Genomic DNA, 16,351 nt, shown 5'->3' with positions numbered 1-16,351 from the left:
GGTAGTCGGGCGCTGGCGCCACTTAAAACGCCTTTAACAACCGGCGAAATGGGCTTTTCCGGCGGCAGGGCGTCGCAGGGCGCTGTAAACCCCTCCCTGGGCACTACCTTTGCCATCCATGGCAAAGGACCCTCGCTTTGCCCTGCCCCCGGCGCCCATAGTCAGAGGGTTTAGAAATGAGTTCTTACTTGAGATGGCTCGGCTCGCTGATCCGCGCGCCGCTGTCCAGGTCGAGGGCGGTGAGGCTGCCGCCCCAGACGCACCCGGTATCCAGCGCCTCGGCACGAACCGCGGCGCCGGGCGTGCGTCCTTCCAGGGCCGCCCAGTGGCCGAACAGGATACGGGGATCATCGTCGCGCGCATAGGTGAACCAGGGCGCGAAGCCGGCCGGCGCCGAGTCCAGCCCCTCCTTGGCGGCGAAGTCCAGGGTGCCGTCGGCGGCGATGAAGCGCATCCGCGTGAAGACGTTGACGATCGCCCGCAGGCGGTCGATACCGGCAAGATCGTCGCGCCAGCACGCCGGCTCGTTGCCGTACAGGCGCTCGAGAAATTCGCCGGCACGTTCGCCGCCCAGCCTGGCCTCGACCTCGCCGGCCAGGTCGCGGGCCTGATCGAGACGCCACCGGGGCAACAGCCCGGCGTGGGTCATCAGCGTCCGGCGAGGGGAATCGCTGCCGTCGTCGACCCACAGCGGACGGCTCTGCAACCAGTCGAGCAGCCGCTCGCGATCGTCGGCCGCGAGGATCCCCGACAGGGTATCCTTGCGCTTCTCGGTCATGCCGCCGCGGGCGACCGCAAGCAGGTGCAGGTCGTGGTTGCCGAGCACCACCCGGGCCGAATCGCCGAGTTGCTCGACCTCGCGCAGGCAGGCCAACGACGCCGGCCCGCGGTTGACCAGGTCACCGGCGATCCACAGGCGGTCGCGACGCGGGTCGAAGCTGAGCCGCTCGAGCAGGGCCAAGAACTCGGCGTAGCAGCCCTGAAGGTCTCCGATGGCATAGGTGGGCATGGGGTCCTCGCGTTGCCGATGGTAGAAAGCCTGGTGGGTCAGTGCACCTGATTGGGCCCGGCCAGGCGAAACGGCGCGATGGGCACCTCGAAGGGCCGCTGGCTGGCGGTGTCGACGCAGGTGTAATCGCCCTCCATCACCCCGACCGGGCCATCCAGCACCGCGCGGCTGGTGTAGCGAAAGGTCTGGCCCGGGGCGATCAGCGGCTGCTTGCCGACCACCCCCTTGCCGCGCACCTCCTGGACCTTGCCGCTACCCTGGGTGATCGTCCAGTGGCGCGCCAGCAACTGGACCGCCCGCGACGAATGATTGTGCACGGTGATGGTGTAACTGAACACGTAACGCTGCTCGGCGGGCGACGACTCGTCGGCCCGGTAGCTCGGCTCCACGTCGACGTGGATGGCGTCGCTCAACTCCTCGCTCAAGGCGTCTCTCCGGCCAGATGATTGGCGATCGTGACCAGTTCGGCCACGCTCAGGGTCTGCGGGCGGCGTGACGGATCGATACCCAGCGCCTCCAGCGCCTCGCCGGACAGCCGCCCCTTGAGGTTGTTGCGCAGCGTCTTGCGCCGCTGGCCGAAGGCCTCGCGCACCACATCGGCGAACAGCGCCTCGTCACGGGCCGGCGACGGCAGCTCGGCATGCGGCACCAGGCGCACGATCGCCGAGTCGACCTTGGGACGCGGCACGAAGGCCTCCGGCGGCACCACGAACAGCGCGTCCACGCGGCAGTGATACTGGGTCATGATCGACAGCCGCCCCCAGTCGGCACTGCCCGGCGTGGCGGCGAGGCGATCGACGACCTCCTTCTGCAGCATGAAGTGCATGTCGGCGATCGATTCGCGCGCCGTCAGCAGATGGAAGATCAGCGGCGTGGAGATGTTGTAGGGCAGGTTGCCGACCACCCGCAACGGCTCGCCCTCGCCGCGCAGCGCGGCGAAGTCCAGGCTCAGGGCATCGCCCTCGTGGATCACGAAGTGCGGGTAGTTGAAGAACTGCACCCGCAGCCCGGGGATCAGGTCGCGGTCGAGCTCGACCACCTCGAGCACGCCGCCGGCGGCGTCGACCAACGGCTCGGTCAAGGCGCCCTGCCCCGGGCCGATTTCGACCAGCCGCTGCCCCGGCCGCGGAGCGATGGCGCGGACGATGCGCGAGATCACCCCCGGATCGCGCAGGAAGTTCTGGCCGAAGCGCTTACGGGCGCGATGCGAAAGCCGTGGCTCGGAAGAGCTTGGGGACATACTCAATGGAGTCCTTGTGAACGAACGAATGCCCGGGTGTCAGCCGGCGCCGGCGGCCGTGGCCATGTCGGCGGCCATCGCCAGCGCCACGCGCAGGCTGCCGTCGTCGATGCGACCGCTGCCGGCCAGGTCCAGCGCCGTGCCGTGATCCACCGAGGTGCGGATGATCGGCAGCCCCAGGGTGATGTTGGCGGCCCGGCCGAAACCGGCGTACTTGAGTACCGGCAGGCCCTGGTCATGATACATCGCCAGTACCGCATCGATATCCGCCAGGCGCGCCGGCGTGAACAGGGTGTCCGCCGGCAGCGGTCCGCGCAGGTCGAGCCCGGTCTCGCGCAGCCGGGCCAGGGTCGGCTCGATGACCTCGATCTCCTCGCGCCCCAGATGCCCGCCCTCGCCGGCATGGGGATTGAGGCCGCAGACGGCGATGCGCGGTCGCCCGATACCGAAGTGGCGCTCGAGATCCGCCGCGAGGATCGTCAGCACGCGTGTCAGGCCGTCCGCGTCGATGGCCTCGGCCACCTCGCGCAGCGGCAGGTGGGTAGTGGCCAGGGCGACACGCAACGCCCGGGAGCCGTCGCCGTGATCGAGCCGCGTGGCCAGCATCATCACCACCTCGTCGACGCCGCAGGCATCGCGCAGGTACTCGGTGTGGCCGGTGAAGCCGGGGTGACCGCCGTCGATGATCACGCCCTTGTGCAACGGCGCGGTGACCATCGCCCCGGCCCGGCCGTCGCGACAGGCGGCGATGGCCACGTCGAGCGTCTCGAGCACGTACCCCGCGTTGGCCGCCTCGAGCACGCCGGGCGCGACCGGCGCCGCCAGCGCCACCGGCCACACCGGCAGGACCCCGGGTCGTGGTGCGGGCAGCGCCGCAGCCGGGTCGCAGGGCTCGAGCGTGAGCGTCAGACCCAACCGCCGGGCGCGGTCGGCGAGCAGCCCGGGGTCGCCGATGGCGACGACCCGGCCGGGAAGCGCCTGGCCGTCCGCGGCCAGCATGACCGCCAGGTCGGGGCCGATGCCGGCCGGCTCGCCGGTGGTCAGGGCCAGAACGGGGCCTGGCATCACGCGCCCTGATCGTCGAGGCGTTCGTCGACGTAGGCCTCGGCGCGAATCTGCTGCAGCCAGGCCTCGAGCTCGTCGTTGACCTTGCGCTGGAACAGCGTCTGGCGGACCTCGTCGCGCTGGGTCTCGCCGCTGACGTCGCGCTGGCGGCGGTCCTCGACCTGGATGATGTGGTAGCCGTAGCGCGAGCGCACCGGCTGGCTGATCTCGCCGACCGCCAGATCGTTGGCGGCGTCCTCGAAGGCCGGGACCATCTGACCTGGACGCACCCAGCCCAGCTCGCCGCCGTTGAGCGCGCTGCCGCGATCATCGCTGACCTGCTGGGCGACGCTGGCGAAGTCCTCGCCGTTGACGATCCGCTGCCGCGCCTGTTCGGCGAGGCGCCGTGCCTCGTCGTCGTCGCGGTTGGGGTTGGTCTGGATCAGGATGTGGCGGATCTTCTGCTCCTGAACCACCGCCTTCTGCTGTGCATCGCCACCCTTGCGGTCGAGCAGCTTGACCAGATGGAAGCCGCTGGGGCTGCGGATCGGCTCGCTGACCTGACCGACATCGAGCTGCGGCACCACGTCGGCGAACACCGTGGGCAGCTCGGCGCCGCTGCGCCAGCCCAGGTTGCCGCCCTGCAGGGCGTTGGCGCCGTCGGACTCGGCCGCTGCCAGATCGGCGAAGTCGGCCCCGTCCTGCAGCTGGCGATAGAGTGCCCGGGCACGCTGCTGGGCCTGCTTGACCGCATCCGGCGACGGCGACTGCGGCAGGGCCACCAGGATATGGCCGAGCTCGTAGCGGACGTTGCGATCGCCACCCTGCTGGGTCAGATAACGATCGACCTCCTGGTCGGAGATCTTGACCTGACTGGCCACACGGCGCTGCTGGACCTGACGGATCAGCATCTCGCGGCGCACCTGCTCACGCACGTCGGCCAGCGACAGGCCGTCGCGCTCCAGGGCGTCGGCGAACTGATCGAGCGTCATGCCGTTGTTCTGGGCGATCGAGCGCACGGCGCGATTGAGCTGGGTGTCGTCGACGGTCAGATTGGCCTTCCTGGCCATCTGCAGCTGGATCTGCTCGACCACCATGCGATCGAGCACCTGCTTGCGCAGCACCGCGTCGGAGGGCATCGAGATATTGCGCTGCGCCAGCTGGCTACGCGCCTGGGCGACGCGATCGGCGAGTTCGCTGGCCATGATGGCGTCGTCGTTGACCACCGCGACGATACGGTCGAGCGGCTGCTCGACGGCCGCCGCCACGCCGGGCAGGACCAGCAAAAGCGCCAGACTCAATGAAGCTAACAGACCTCTGCGCATGAATAACCTCGTAGATCAGAGTGGGGCCGGTTGGTATCCGGGAATGGACTGCTCGAAGAATGCGTCGGTTCCCTGTCCGACACCCCCCAGGCCCTTGAAGACGAATCGCAGGAACAGCCCGCGATCGGTGTAGTCGTCGGCGATGGTGTTGGCGGTGTCGTTGTCCTCGACCCATTCGCGCCAGGCGACCTGGACCCCGTAACAGCAGTCGTTCCACTGCACGCCGACCAGTTGGTCGAGCGACCGGCTGTTGGTGTTGTCGTAGGTGTAGCGGCCGATCAGGTCGAGCTTGGCGCCGAAGCGGTAGGCGAACGAGACGTCGAAATCCTCGCGATCGTAACCGAGGCGGTCCTCGTCCTCCGCCGAGGGGTCGAAGCCTTCGAGCTGCCAGACATAGCCCAGGTTGAGCACGTGGCCCTCGGGATGCCAATAGCGCAGGTAGGCGGCGGTGCGCTCGGTGAGCGAGCGATGCGGATCGTAGAACCACTCGTAGCGGGTGCTCCAGTGATCGCTGAGCTGCCAGTCGAGCTGGGTGATCACCGGCGAATGGTCACGGGTGGCGTTGTACCAGGCCTGGTAGTCGTCCTCCCGGCTGGGCAGGGTGTCAGGATCGCCGCCCATGTCGATGTTGCGATCGGAGAAGTAGGCGCTCTGACCGACGGCCAGCGAGAAGCGCTGGCGGCCGCTGTCGTCCTCGAGAAAGCGCGTCGCTGCCCCGTAGGAGAGCTTGTTGGTATCGCCGATGCGATCGCTGCCCGAAAAACGGAAAGGCGACCACAGCTGGCCGTAGGAGATCGCCTGCTCGTCGGTGTCGAAGTCCGGGAATTCGCTCTGGTCGCGCTCGGGCACGTAGGCGTAGTAGAGCCGCGGCTCCAGGGTCTGGCGCCAGGCGTCGCCGAACAGTTGGGTGTCGCGCTCGAAGACCAGCCCCGAGTCGAGCGAGTAGACCGGCACCGTGAGGCTCAACCGGGTGTCGCGATCGGTGTCGCGATTGCCGTAATCCAGCTGGTACTGGCTGTGCCAGAGCTGCAGGCGGGGCTCGAGAAAGCCCCAGCTCGGCTCGCCGCGCCAGCCGAAGGCCGGCGCCAGGTGCAGCCGGGTGCCGGTCGCCGCTTCGCGGCTCGGCACCTGGGTCTCGTCGACGTCGCGCCAGAAGTAGGTGACGTTCGACAGCCACTGCTCGTAGAAGCCGCCCTGTGACCAGCGGGCATTGGCGGTCAGGCTGGGCAGCCGGTAGAAGGGCTTGTCGCGATCGAGCAGCGGGTAGTCGAGCTTCTGGTAGCCCTGCGCCTTGGCCTGGAGCTGCCAGGTATCGCCGCTGTAATCGAGCTGGGCGAGCCGCTCCATGTAGTCGGTTTCCTGCTCGGCGAAGCTGCGACCGAAATCGTCGAAGTAGCGGCCGTCGCTGGCCGCCCCGTAACGCAGCGCATAACGGGTACGCGGCGAGACGCTGCCGGCGTGGCGATAGTCGAGGTACCAGCGATCCTCGCCCTCGAAGGCGTCGTCGGGGTCGTTGGGGTTGGAACTCGCCCCGCCCTTGTCGTTGGCCAGATAGGCGCCCTCGACCCGGCCGGCGTCGCTACCGAACAGATAGCGGAACTCGCCGCCGAGCATCTCGCCGTGATTGCCGATCCAGCGCGGCGTCAGGGTGGCGTCGTAGTTGGGCGCCAGGTTGAAGTAGTAGGGTTGCGCGTAATCGACCCCATCGTTCGAGAACCCCAGCGTCGGCCATAGAAAGCCCGACTGACGGCGATCGTCGAGGGGGAAGCGGACCCAGGGCCAGTAGAAGACCGGCACCCGACCCACTTCCAGCCGGGCGTTCCGGGCCGTGCCGTACCCGGCCTCGCGGTCGAGGAGCACGTCGTTGCCCACCACGCGCCACAAGCGGCTGCCGGGGTCGCAGGTGGTGAAGCTGGCTTCGCGCAGCCGATAGCGACCATCCTCGAGACGGGCGAGTTGCACGGCGTCGCCGCGCAGGTGCTGGCCGTGGAGCACGTAGTGCGCCGTATCGATCTGGGCGGCATCGCTGTCGAGCGACACCTGCCCGTCACCGCCGCGCACCAGGACATTGCGATCGCGCAGGGTGAGCGGGCCCTCGGCGAACGCCGTGTCGCGGGCGGCGTTGACCCGCACCCGCGGCGCCTCGAGCTGGCTGCTGTCGCGACGCAGGATCACCTCGCCGCGCAGGAGCGTCTCGCCCGTCTCGCCGTATTCGGCCTCATCGGACGTGGAACGCACCTCGCGAGGCGTATCGCCCGGCGCCAGGCGATACGCGGGCATCACGTAGCGCCCGCGACACAGGGCATCGGCCGGCGCGTCCTCGCCCCAGGGCTGAAAGTCGAGTTGGTCCGCCGGCAACGGCTCGGGCGGGGCGGCCTGGGCACTGTGGGTAACCAGGCCGGCCAGGGCAGTCCATAACAATCGCTTGCCCATGGGTCCTCGTGTCCTTGGCGGTTGGAATCGGTATTATACAGTCCCCGTGCCGCACGTCCTCCCCGAGCGCAGGCGTGGACGCGGAGATGCGGAACAGAGCAGGGCCCTCAGCATGCGGCGGCCGACCGACCCCGTCAACCGAAGGAGAACGCATGTCCGACGCGCGACAAACCACCCGCCTTGAGGCCCTGCGCGACTGGGCCGGCGGGCGCCACCAGTTGCCGCCGCAGCGCCTGCGGCTCGAACTCGCCGCCGGCGACGCCAGCTTCCGGCGCTACTACCGGCTATGGCTCGACTCGGGCGAGACCCGCATCGTCATGGACGCCCCGCCCGACAAGGAGAACAGCCGCCCTTTCGTCACCATCGCCGAGGCGTGGCGCCGGGCCGGGCTGGCGGTGCCGGCGCTCCACGCCGTCGACCTGGACGCCGGCTTCATCGAACTCGAGGATCTCGGCGACACGCCGCTGCATACCTGCCTGGGGGCCGATACGGCGGCCGATGATGCACACTACGACGACGCCCTGGCCCTGCTCGCCGAACTGCAGAACGTCGCCCCCGCTGGGGCGCTGCCCGACTACGATGCCGCCCTGCTGGGCCGCGAACTCGACCTCTTCCCCGAATGGTGCCTGGGGCAGCTCCTGGCGCTGCCGGTGCCCGCCGCCTGGCCGGAGCTGCGCGCCCGGCTGATCGACACGGCGCTGACACAGCCGCGCGTCACCGTGCACCGCGACTACGACGCCATGAACCTGATGTGCCATCGCGACCGGCTGTGGCTGATCGACTTCCAGGACGCCGTCCACGGGCCGCTGAGCTACGATCTGATCTCGCTGCTGCGCGGGCGCTACCGGCGCTTGCCCCGCGAGGCCTTCCGCGCGCGCGTCGAGGCCTTCCGCCGGACCGCCGTGCTCGACGGCCGCCTCAGCGGCCAGCTCGACGCCGAGGCGTTCCTGCATCAGGCCGATGCCATGGCCGCCCAGCGTTCGCTCAAGGTGCTGGGCATCTTCTGCCGGCTGACCCTGCGCGATGCCAGGGCCGGCTACCTGGCCCGCCTGCCGCACTTTCTCGATCACCTGCGCGACAGCCTGGCGCCCTGGCCGGCGTTCGCCGATTTCGCGGGCTGGCTGGAAAGCGACTTCGCCCCGGCGCTGGCGCGCGAACTCGCCGCTCGCGGGGAGGTCGCCGCGTGAAGGCCATGCTGCTCGCCGCCGGGCTCGGCACGCGGATGCGCCCCCTCACCGATCACTGCCCCAAGCCGCTGCTCGAGGCCGGCGGCAAGCCACTGATCGGCCATCACCTCGAACGGCTGGCGGCGCTGGGCATCCACGAGGTGGTGATCAACGTCAGCTACCGTGCCGAGCAGATCGTCGCGGCACTCGGTGACGGCGCGGCCTACGGCGTGACGATCCGCTGGAGCCGCGAGACGACCCCGCTGGAGACCGGCGGCGGCATCCGCAACGCCCTGCCACTGTTGGGCGAGGCGCCCTTCCTGCTGGTCAACGGCGACGTCTGGTGCGAACTGGACCGGCGCTGGCTGGCACCGCTCGACGGCGATCTCGCGCGGCTGGTGCTGGTCGACAACCCCACGCACCACCCGCAAGGCGACTTCTCTCTCGACCCGGCGGGTCGCGTCCATGCCCAGGGCGAGCCGCGGCTGACCTATGCCGGCATCGCCCTGATCGATCCGGCGCTGGTCGCCGGCCATGACGAGGCGGCCTTCAAGCTCGCCCCGCTGCTGCGCGAGGCGATGGACACCGATCGCGTCGCCGGCGTGCATCACCGGGGTCATTGGGTCGACGTCGGCACCCCACAGCGCCTCGCCGAACTCGACGCCCGGCTGCGCGCGCCATCGCCGGGCTGAGCCGGCGTCGCGCACCTGCTATGCTGCCCGGCTCTTTCGTCCACTCCTGTCAGAGGATCGTCCGCTCATGAAAGCCAGCGTCAAATGGACCGATGGTCGCCAGTTCGTCGCCGAATCCGGCAGCGGCCACAGCGTGGTCATCGATGGGCCGCCGGATCACGGCGGCCGCAACACCGGCCCCAGACCCATGGAAATGCTGCTGATGGGACTCGGCGCCTGCACCTCGTTCGACGTGCTGGAGATCCTCGAGAAATCCCGCGCCCCGGTCAGCGACTGCGTGGCCGCGGTCGAGGCCGAGCGCGCCGACGCCGTGCCCAGCGTGTTCACGAAGATTCACGTGCACTTCACGGTCACCGGCACGGGACTCAAGGACAAGCAGGTCAAGCGCGCCGTCGAGCTCTCCGCCGACAAGTACTGCAGCGCCTCGATCATGCTCGCCCAGGGCGGCGTCGAGATGTCCCATTCCTACGAGATCGTCGACGCGTAAGCGGCGGACTGCGGGCGGCGCGCCCCGGCCCGGCCGTCGCTCGCCGGTTTTGTGAACGCCCTCCAGGGAAAGAGCACCTATAGTGGCGGCGCGTCGACGTGCCGCCACAGATACAGCGCCAGCCACGAACGGTGCGGCGCGAAGCGCGCGGCGGTACGCGTCGTCTTGCGCCGCGGGCTGGTCAAGCGAATCAGGGTCTTACGGGCGGCGACGTCGCCGTCGGGCCAGACGTCCTCGTCGCCGAAGTGGAAGATCGAGATCATGTCCGCGGTCCACTGCCCCACGCCCCACAGCGCGGTGAGCCGACGCGAGCGCTCGGGATAATCGAGTTCGCGCAGCGTCTCGGTATCGAGCCCGCCCAGGCGTGCCTGCTCGGCGATGGCACCGACCGCCCGACACTTGGCCGCCGACAGGCCACAGGCACGTAGCGCCTCGCCATCGGCCTCGGCCAGGAAGTCGGTCAGCGGGGTGTCGCCCGCCGCTTCGACGACACGCCGCCAGATCGTCCCCGCCGCCTTGACCGACAACTGCTGCCCGGCCACGGAACGACACAGCCGCTCGGCGAGCGGCTGGGAGTCGTCGGGCCGGAAGTTCACCGGCCCGCCGCGGGCGAAGGCCTCGGCGAGCGCCGGACTCAGCGTCTCGGCGATCGCCACGAAGCGTTCATGGACGACCTGCGACATGTCGATTCAGAGCCGGTAGACGCTCTGGGTCATCACCTTCGACATCAACGACATGCCGAACTTGACCGGCGCCGGAAAGCGCTTGCCGCCGGCTTCCAGCGCCCAGCGGGCATGATGGGCCTCGTCCTCGCGCATCTGCTCGAGGATCGCTCGCGAACGCCGGTCACCCATGGGCAGCTTTTCCAGATGGTCGTCGAGATGCTTGCCGACCTGCTCCTCGGTGGCGTTGACGAAGCCCAGGCTGACCCGGTCGCCGACCGCGCCGGCCACGGCGCCGATACCGAAGGAGGCGGCGTAGAACAGCGGATTGAGATAGCTGGTGCGGCCGTCGAGCTCGACGAGCCGCGCATCGCACCAGGCCAGATGGTCGATCTCTTCCTGAGCGGCCTGTTCCATCTGTGTGCGGACATCGGCGAGCTGAGCGGTCATCCCCTGGCCCTGGTAGAGGGCCTGGGCGCATACCTCGCCGGTGTGGTTGATGCGCATCAGCCCGGCGGCGTGCCGGCGCGCGTCCGCGTCGAGCGTCTCGTCGCGGGTGTCGCCGGCCGGTGAGGGGCGCGACGGCTGGGCGGCATGCGGCACCAGCGTGCGCAGCACGGTATCGAACTGGTGGATCAACTGGTCGGTACGCGTCAGCTTGCGGAGCATGGGGGTTCCCTGTGGTCGTCCTTGATGAGAAGCGGGGCCGAGCGGGCCGGCAAGCCGGCCACGGACGAGAAGGACCGCGCGTGACACGGGATCGCGAGCGGCCCGCCATGCCCCGATGGCACCGCGCTTGCGAAGAGCGCCCGGTTCGGCGTTTGCCGGCTACCCCGCCGGCCAGGTGAAGTGGCGGCCGCCCATCAGGTGCATGTGAATATGATAGACCGACTGGCCACCGTGTTCATTGCAGTTCATCACCACCCGATAGCCGTCGTCGGCGAAACCGAACTCCTTGGCCAGCCGGGCGGCGGTGTACTGCAACCGTCCGACGAGCGCGAGGTCGTCCTCCGCGATGTCGTTCAGCGTCGCGATGTGCTTCTTGGGAATGATCAGCACGTGACGCGGCGCCTTGGGGTCGATGTCGTTGAAGGCCAGCACGTGGTCGTCCTCGTAGACCACGTCGGGCTCGATGTCGCGATTGACCATCTTGCAGAACAGGCAATCCATGCGTCGCTCCGGTTGGATCAGTGACTGGGGATAGGCGTCTGCCATGAGGTTACCCCCTCACGACGAGGTTGTCAGTCCGTAACGCGCTGACCCGTGGGTCAGGCGGTCTCGGCACGAAAACCGCATGCGCTCGTCGGGGTTGCGTAACGACACCCGGCGATCAAGGGCAGCGGCCAATGACGGCCTGAAGACTCGATGCTTCGATAGCGACTTCGATGCCCCTCGGGGCGACATCGCCCGTTCGGGCAATGCCGATCTTCGCAATAGCCGGGCCCTATTAAACTTCGCTTCGGCCCCGCCGATGTTGAGCAGTGTCCGCGAGAGCCGCTGGTCCCAGGCTGGCTCGGATCCCCTTTCTGCCTGCCGGAGGCGCGCCATGCCCTTGGATACTCCCACTGCCGACGCCGAGACCCTTGCCAACCCGCCCCTTGAGGCACTTTGGCAGGCGGTCAACCGCTCCCAGGCCGTGATCGAATTCGACCTCGACGGCCACGTACTCGACGCCAATGCGCGCTTTCTCGAGGCCATGGGCTATCGCCGCGACGAGGTCATCGGCCAGCACCACCGCCTGTTCTGCGACGAGCGCCATGCCCAGAGCCGCGCCTATCAGGAGTTCTGGGGGCGCCTGGGACGCGGCGAGTTCGTCAGCGGCGAGTTCAAGCGCGTCACCCGCCAGGGCGAAGAGATCTGGCTGCAGGCGACCTACAACCCGGTGCTCGATGACGAGGGCAAGCCGCACAAGGTGATCAAGCTGGCCATGGACATCACCCTGCAGAAGCGTGCCGTCGCCGAGTACGAGGGCAAGGTCAAGGCGATCGATCGCGCCCAGGCGGTGATCGAGTTCGATCTCGACGGTCATGTGCTCACCGCCAACCAGCACTTTCTCGACACCGTGGGCTACACCCTGGAGGAGATCGAGGGCCGTCACCACGCGCTGTTCTGCCAGCCGGGGTACGCCAAGAGCGACGACTACCGGCAGTTCTGGGCGCGCCTGCGCCAGGGCGAGTTCTACAGCGGCGAGTTCCGCCGTCTCGACAAGCACGGCCGAGACATCTGGCTACAGGCCACCTACAACCCGATCCTCGACGCCAGCGGACGCCCCTACAAGGTGGTCAAGTTCGCCCACGACGTCACCGCCGAGCGCCAGCGCAACGCCGAGTTCAAGGGCCGGATCAACGCCATCGACCGCGCCCAGGCGGTGATCGAGTTCGATCTCAAGGGCAACATTCTCGCCGCCAACCAGAACTTCCTCGACACGCTGGGCTATCACGCCGACGAGATCGAGGGCCAGCATCACCGCATGTTCTGTACGCCCGAGCATGTGGTCAGCCGCGAGTATCGCGACTTCTGGCTGGCACTGAGTCGCGGGGAGCTGTTCGACGGCCGCTTCATGCGCCTGGGCAAGCATAGCCGCCGGGTCTGGATCCAGGCGACCTACAACCCGATCTTCGATGCCGACGACAAGCCCTACAAGGTGATCAAGTTCGCCACCGACATCACCGCGGAGGTCGAGCTGGAGGAACACATCCAGGCCCAGACCGAGGCCATGAGCCAGTCGATCCATGCGCTCAACGCCTCCATTGCCTCGATCGCCGAGAATACCCACCTGACCCGTTCGCTGGCCCGCGAGACCCAGCAGGAGGCCAACCGCGGCACCCAGGCGCTCAACGACTCGCGCGAGGCGATGGCGGCGATCCAGAAGTCGTCCGAGGATATCGATGCGATCGTCAAGGTGATCGGCGAGATCGCCTCCCAGACCAACCTGCTGGCGTTCAACGCCGCAATCGAGGCCGCCCGCGCCGGTGAGCACGGCCTGGGCTTCTCGGTGGTCGCCGACGAGGTGCGCAAGCTGGCCGAGAAGTCCGCCGATGCCACGCGCCAGATCAACCGTCTGCTGGGCGAGTCGCTCAAGCGCATCGACAGCGGCAATGCCGTGACCCAGCGCGCCACCGACTCCTTCGCGCGCATCGTCGAGGGCGTGGCCCGGACCACCGACTCGATCGAGGAGATCGCCACCACTGCCAGCGCCCAGCTCGAGACCGCCAACCGGGTCGACAGCGCGATCCATGAACTGGCCCGGGCGACCCGCGGCGAGGAGCGGGCCAGATCATGAGCACACGCGTCTTCGGCATCCTGCGCGTCGGGACCGGCGATGTCGCGCTCGATGCTCACGATCTGCAAGAGGTGGTGCGCCTGGAACGCCTGCCGCCACCGCGCCCGCGAGCGCCGGCCTGGTCGCGGGGCACGCTGTCACTGCGCGGCCAGCCATTGCCGCTGGTCGACCTGGCGGGGCTGCTGCAGCTCGATCGCGATCCGCCCGTCGAGCCCCAGGCCAGCTTCGTCGCCGTGGTGGCGCATCGCGGGGCGCGGTTCGGGCTGTGTGTGACCCAGATCGTCGATGTGATCGAGGTGCGGCCGCAGCAGCGCCATGCAGTGAACCAGGGCGACGGCAGCCCGCTGGCGCTGACGCCTTCGCTGATCGATCACCCGAACCTGGCCCACCCGGCTTATGTGCTCGACCTGGATGCGCTGTTCGCGCTGGAAGAGATGGTCGCGGTGACACCGACGGCCACGCAGCCCGGGCACCAATCGCCCGGGGCCTCGACGTCGCCGACAGTCACCAGTGACGCCACGCCGACGCAGCTCACCGCCCGGCGATGGCTGATCGTGGAGAGCGGCGGCCAGGCGCTGGCGCTGGATACCGCGATCGTCGGCGAGGTCGCCAACTGCCCCGAAGTCGAACCGCCGGCGATCGCGCTCGACGCCTACCTCGGCAACGTCACGCTGCGCGGTGCGCGGCTACCGCTGTTCGACCCCGGCGAGTTGATCGGGCGTGCCCCGCAGCGCGTGCGGCCCAGCTACATGGTGGTACTCAATGGCCCCGAGGGGCGTCTGGCACTGGCCCTGGAACACGTCACCGCGCTCAGTGCCGACAGCGCCCTGTCACCGGCCGGCCCGGGGCAGGCGGCGGCGGTGGCCGGGCTGGTCGTCGGACCCGCGGGACGCGACGCCCTGGCGCTCGATCACCGGGTGTTGCTGTCGGCGCTCAACCTGAGTGCGCTGGCACGCCTGCATGCGCGGCTCGATGGCGCCCAGGCGGGCAGCGCAGCCGCCGGGCAACCCACCCGGCGGCGCTTCGCGCTGGTGCGCTTCAGCTGTGCGGGCGACTACACCACCCTGCTCGATCAGCTCGACGCGGTCGATGCCGCCCCCACCGACTATCTCGCCAGCGGCGGCGACCCGCGCTTCGTCGGCGTCTGGCGCCGTCACGGGCGCAGCGTGGCCCTGGTCGATCTGCGTCGTCTGCTGAACCGCGATGCCTCGCGCCCGCCCCGGCACGTGCTGATCGCCGATAGCGGTCAGGGGTTGATCGGCTTTCTCACCGACGCGGTGCAGCGTATCGATTACGTCGAGGCGGCCGAAGAGAGCCTGGTGGTGCGCTGGCGCGGCGACATCGACCCCGCGGCCCCGGCGATCGAGCGCGCCAAGCGGCTGATCGCCCTCGGCAGCGGCGAGCGCCACCAGGTGATGGCCATGATCTGCCTGCAGGGGCTGGCGAGCGACCTGGCGGCGAGCAGTGCGGCGCTGACCGTTGCCGACGATGCGCGTCATGCCTGACCCCAGCGTCTCTGCGCCCCGACCGCGCCGCCGACGGCGTGCATCAAGAAGCGCTGGTCACAGCGTGGTCGGAGCGCGACGCGGGAAGATCAGAACGGGAGTCGATCGACACGCGGAAATGGCGGTTACCGGGTAGCGCCGAGCAAGCCGCGAGTCGCCGTCAGCGGAATCGGCGCTGGGCCAGCAGGTGGCGCACCAGCGGTGCCAGGATCAGCTCCATGGCCAGCGACAGCCGCGAGCCGGGCACCACCAGGGTGTGCGGCCGGCTCATGAAGGCATCCTGGATCATCGCCAGCAGGTAGGGGAAGTCCACCGTCGAGGGATCGCGAAAGCGGATCACCACGAACGACTCGGCGTCGGTGGGGATGTCCTGGATCTCGAAGGGGTTGGAGGTGTCCACCGTGGGCACGCGCTGGAAATTGATGTGGGTCCGCGAGAACTGGGGCTGGATGTAGCGCACGTAGTCGTGCATGCGGCCGAGGATGGTATCGATCACCGCTTCCTGGGAGTAGCCGCGCAGCTTGGTGTCGCGGTCGATCTTCTGGATCCACTCCAGGTTCATGGTCGGCGCGACGCCCACCAGCAGGTCCACGTGGCGGGCGATGTCGCAGTCGGCGGTGACCAGGCCGCCGTGCAGGCCCTCGTAGAACAGCAGGTCGGTGCCCATCGGCAGCGACTGCCACTCGGTGAAGGTGCCGACCTTGTAGCCGGCCTCGATCATCCGCTTGTCCTCGGCATGGATGTAGTGCCGGGACGTGCCGCTGCCGTGTTCGCCGTACTCCTGAAACAGCGTCTCGAGGCGATCGAGCAGGTTGGCCTCGACGGCGAAGTGAGAGAGTTCGTCGGTGCGTTCGGGCTCCTCGCGGAAGATCCGCGTCAGCTCGTCCTTGGTATAGCGATGGAAGGCATCGCCATCGACATAGGCGGCGTGGATGTCCTCCCGCGTGAACATGCGCTCGAAGGTGCGCCGCACGGTGGTGGTGCCGGCCCCCGAGGAACCGGTCACCGCGACGATCGGGTATTCACGCGACATATCAGTCGACTCCCTGCGAACGAACCCGGGCCAGCGCCGCCTGCAACGACGATGGAATGGCCACCGGCCGACCGTCGTCGGGGGCCAGCCAGATCAGCGTGACCCGAGCCACGGCGACGAGGCGCGAATCGCCGACCCGGGTCAGGCGATGATAGACCGGCAGGCCCTTGCCGTCGGCCTCGGGCACGGCGGTCTCGGCGAGCAGCTCGTCCCCCCAGCGGGCCTCGCCGCGGTACTGCACGGTGAGATCCGCGACCACGCTCGGCGAGCCGTCGGTATCGGCCTCGTCGACACCGAGCGCGGCGAGCGCCCGGGCACGCGCCTCGTGCAGCAGGGTGACGATCGCATCGTGGCCCAGATGGCGGCCGTAGTTGATATCGCCGATACGCACCCGGAAGGTGTCGCGGTGCACGCCATCGGCGGCGGGAAACTCGAGCCTGACCCGTTCCATGTTGACTCCTTGGCCGCGGCG

Annotated in this window: 16 protein-coding genes; 5 read left to right on the top strand and 11 right to left on the bottom strand. The window is 68.9% G+C overall.

Going from position 1 to position 16,351, the window contains the following annotated elements:
* Positions 1 to 184: 184 nt before the first annotated feature.
* The 6 genes from D0901_RS12320 to D0901_RS12295 are packed head-to-tail and all read right to left on the bottom strand — an operon-like array spanning position 185 to position 7,051.
* The gene (locus tag D0901_RS12320) at positions 185 to 1,009 is read right to left on the bottom strand and encodes a symmetrical bis(5'-nucleosyl)-tetraphosphatase (RefSeq protein ID WP_129140597.1); all 825 of its coding nucleotides are present in this window, start codon (positions 1,007 to 1,009) and stop codon (positions 185 to 187) included.
* Between the two features lie 38 nt (positions 1,010 to 1,047).
* Positions 1,048 to 1,434, bottom strand: a complete 387-nt coding sequence (gene apaG, locus D0901_RS12315; protein ID WP_203234862.1) for a Co2+/Mg2+ efflux protein ApaG — start codon at positions 1,432 to 1,434, stop codon at positions 1,048 to 1,050.
* Complete coding sequence (rsmA, locus tag D0901_RS12310; RefSeq protein ID WP_129140596.1) at positions 1,431 to 2,249, bottom strand: 16S rRNA (adenine(1518)-N(6)/adenine(1519)-N(6))-dimethyltransferase RsmA; 819 nt, start codon at positions 2,247 to 2,249, stop codon at positions 1,431 to 1,433. Before rsmA ends, apaG begins: the two co-directional genes overlap by 4 nt.
* 39 nt (positions 2,250 to 2,288) lie before the next feature.
* A complete protein-coding gene (gene pdxA / locus D0901_RS12305; protein ID WP_129140595.1) occupies positions 2,289 to 3,314 on the bottom strand; it encodes a 4-hydroxythreonine-4-phosphate dehydrogenase PdxA in 1,026 nt (341 codons plus the stop codon).
* Positions 3,314 to 4,618 (bottom strand): peptidylprolyl isomerase, encoded by a 1,305-nt coding sequence (locus D0901_RS12300; protein ID WP_129140594.1) that lies wholly within the window; start codon positions 4,616 to 4,618, stop codon positions 3,314 to 3,316. The genes pdxA and D0901_RS12300 overlap by 1 nt, the downstream gene beginning before the upstream one ends.
* A 15-nt stretch (positions 4,619 to 4,633) precedes the next feature.
* Entirely contained in the window at positions 4,634 to 7,051 is a 2,418-nt protein-coding gene (locus D0901_RS12295) for an LPS-assembly protein LptD (RefSeq protein ID WP_129140593.1), read from the bottom strand.
* A 152-nt stretch (positions 7,052 to 7,203) separates the two neighbouring features.
* Between D0901_RS12295 and D0901_RS12290 the strand changes: the two genes are divergently transcribed.
* The 3 genes from D0901_RS12290 (at position 7,204) to D0901_RS12280 (ending at position 9,396) form a co-directional block, all read left to right on the top strand.
* On the top strand, positions 7,204 to 8,238 hold the full coding sequence (locus D0901_RS12290; RefSeq protein ID WP_129140592.1) for an aminoglycoside phosphotransferase family protein: 1,035 nt from the start codon (positions 7,204 to 7,206) through the stop codon (positions 8,236 to 8,238).
* On the top strand, positions 8,235 to 8,909 hold the full coding sequence (gene murU / locus D0901_RS12285) for an N-acetylmuramate alpha-1-phosphate uridylyltransferase MurU (protein ID WP_129140591.1): 675 nt from the start codon (positions 8,235 to 8,237) through the stop codon (positions 8,907 to 8,909). Before D0901_RS12290 ends, murU begins: the two co-directional genes overlap by 4 nt.
* Before the next feature lie 67 nt (positions 8,910 to 8,976).
* A complete protein-coding gene (locus tag D0901_RS12280) occupies positions 8,977 to 9,396 on the top strand; it encodes an OsmC family protein (protein ID WP_129140590.1) in 420 nt (139 codons plus the stop codon).
* A gap of 77 nt (positions 9,397 to 9,473) precedes the next feature.
* Here D0901_RS12280 and D0901_RS12275 read toward each other — a convergent pair whose 3' ends face one another.
* The 3 genes from D0901_RS12275 to D0901_RS12265 all read right to left on the bottom strand — a co-directional run bounded on the left by D0901_RS12275 (position 9,474) and on the right by D0901_RS12265 (position 11,228).
* On the bottom strand, positions 9,474 to 10,079 hold the full coding sequence (locus D0901_RS12275) for a DNA-3-methyladenine glycosylase family protein (protein WP_129140589.1): 606 nt from the start codon (positions 10,077 to 10,079) through the stop codon (positions 9,474 to 9,476).
* A 6-nt stretch (positions 10,080 to 10,085) separates the two neighbouring features.
* Complete coding sequence (gene coq7 / locus D0901_RS12270) at positions 10,086 to 10,727, bottom strand: 2-polyprenyl-3-methyl-6-methoxy-1,4-benzoquinone monooxygenase (protein ID WP_129140588.1); 642 nt, start codon at positions 10,725 to 10,727, stop codon at positions 10,086 to 10,088.
* Between the two features lie 159 nt (positions 10,728 to 10,886).
* Entirely contained in the window at positions 10,887 to 11,228 is a 342-nt protein-coding gene (locus D0901_RS12265) for a histidine triad nucleotide-binding protein (protein ID WP_129140640.1), read from the bottom strand.
* 376 nt (positions 11,229 to 11,604) lie between these two features.
* On the opposite strand from D0901_RS12265, the gene D0901_RS12260 reads away from it, so the two are divergent.
* Both D0901_RS12260 and D0901_RS12255 read left to right on the top strand, forming a co-directional pair.
* Entirely contained in the window at positions 11,605 to 13,341 is a 1,737-nt protein-coding gene (locus tag D0901_RS12260; RefSeq protein ID WP_162500873.1) for a methyl-accepting chemotaxis protein, read from the top strand.
* A complete protein-coding gene (locus D0901_RS12255; RefSeq protein ID WP_129140586.1) occupies positions 13,338 to 14,846 on the top strand; it encodes a chemotaxis protein CheW in 1,509 nt (502 codons plus the stop codon). The genes D0901_RS12260 and D0901_RS12255 overlap by 4 nt, the downstream gene beginning before the upstream one ends.
* Positions 14,847 to 15,006: 160 nt before the next feature.
* Here the strand turns inward: D0901_RS12255 and D0901_RS12250 are convergent, their stop codons facing one another.
* Positions 15,007 to 15,879 carry a phosphoribulokinase gene (locus tag D0901_RS12250; RefSeq protein ID WP_129140585.1) on the bottom strand — a complete coding sequence of 291 codons (873 nt, stop codon included), beginning with the start codon at positions 15,877 to 15,879 and terminating at the stop codon, positions 15,007 to 15,009.
* 1 nt (position 15,880) lies between these two features.
* Positions 15,881 to 16,330 carry an acyl-CoA thioesterase gene (locus D0901_RS12245; RefSeq protein ID WP_129140584.1) on the bottom strand — a complete coding sequence of 150 codons (450 nt, stop codon included), beginning with the start codon at positions 16,328 to 16,330 and terminating at the stop codon, positions 15,881 to 15,883.
* Positions 16,331 to 16,351: the final 21 nt, after the last annotated feature.

Origin of the sequence: Modicisalibacter coralii, from assembly GCF_004117855.1 — a bacterium.
GTDB lineage: Bacteria > Pseudomonadota > Gammaproteobacteria > Pseudomonadales > Halomonadaceae > Modicisalibacter > Modicisalibacter coralii.
Note: the sequence above shows the minus strand (reverse complement) of the source record. Positions and strands in the feature narration are given on the sequence as shown.

Excerpts from the sequence above, each read along its gene's own strand:
- D0901_RS12320 (WP_129140597.1), bottom strand. The coding sequence starts at position 1,009 with ATGCCCACCTATGCCATCGGAGACCTTCAGGGCTGCTACGCCGAGTTC.
- rsmA (WP_129140596.1), bottom strand. The coding sequence starts at position 2,249 with ATGTCCCCAAGCTCTTCCGAGCCACGGCTTTCGCATCGCGCCCGTAAG.
- pdxA (WP_129140595.1), bottom strand. The coding sequence starts at position 3,314 with ATGCCAGGCCCCGTTCTGGCCCTGACCACCGGCGAGCCGGCCGGCATC.
- D0901_RS12300 (WP_129140594.1), bottom strand. The coding sequence starts at position 4,618 with ATGCGCAGAGGTCTGTTAGCTTCATTGAGTCTGGCGCTTTTGCTGGTC.
- D0901_RS12295 (WP_129140593.1), bottom strand. The coding sequence starts at position 7,051 with ATGGGCAAGCGATTGTTATGGACTGCCCTGGCCGGCCTGGTTACCCAC.
- D0901_RS12290 (WP_129140592.1), top strand. The coding sequence starts at position 7,204 with ATGTCCGACGCGCGACAAACCACCCGCCTTGAGGCCCTGCGCGACTGG.
- D0901_RS12280 (WP_129140590.1), top strand. The coding sequence starts at position 8,977 with ATGAAAGCCAGCGTCAAATGGACCGATGGTCGCCAGTTCGTCGCCGAA.
- D0901_RS12275 (WP_129140589.1), bottom strand. The coding sequence starts at position 10,079 with ATGTCGCAGGTCGTCCATGAACGCTTCGTGGCGATCGCCGAGACGCTG.
- coq7 (WP_129140588.1), bottom strand. The coding sequence starts at position 10,727 with ATGCTCCGCAAGCTGACGCGTACCGACCAGTTGATCCACCAGTTCGAT.
- D0901_RS12265 (WP_129140640.1), bottom strand. The coding sequence starts at position 11,228 with ATGGATTGCCTGTTCTGCAAGATGGTCAATCGCGACATCGAGCCCGAC.
- D0901_RS12260 (WP_162500873.1), top strand. The coding sequence starts at position 11,605 with ATGCCCTTGGATACTCCCACTGCCGACGCCGAGACCCTTGCCAACCCG.
- D0901_RS12255 (WP_129140586.1), top strand. The coding sequence starts at position 13,338 with ATGAGCACACGCGTCTTCGGCATCCTGCGCGTCGGGACCGGCGATGTC.
- D0901_RS12250 (WP_129140585.1), bottom strand. The coding sequence starts at position 15,879 with ATGTCGCGTGAATACCCGATCGTCGCGGTGACCGGTTCCTCGGGGGCC.
- D0901_RS12245 (WP_129140584.1), bottom strand. The coding sequence starts at position 16,330 with ATGGAACGGGTCAGGCTCGAGTTTCCCGCCGCCGATGGCGTGCACCGC.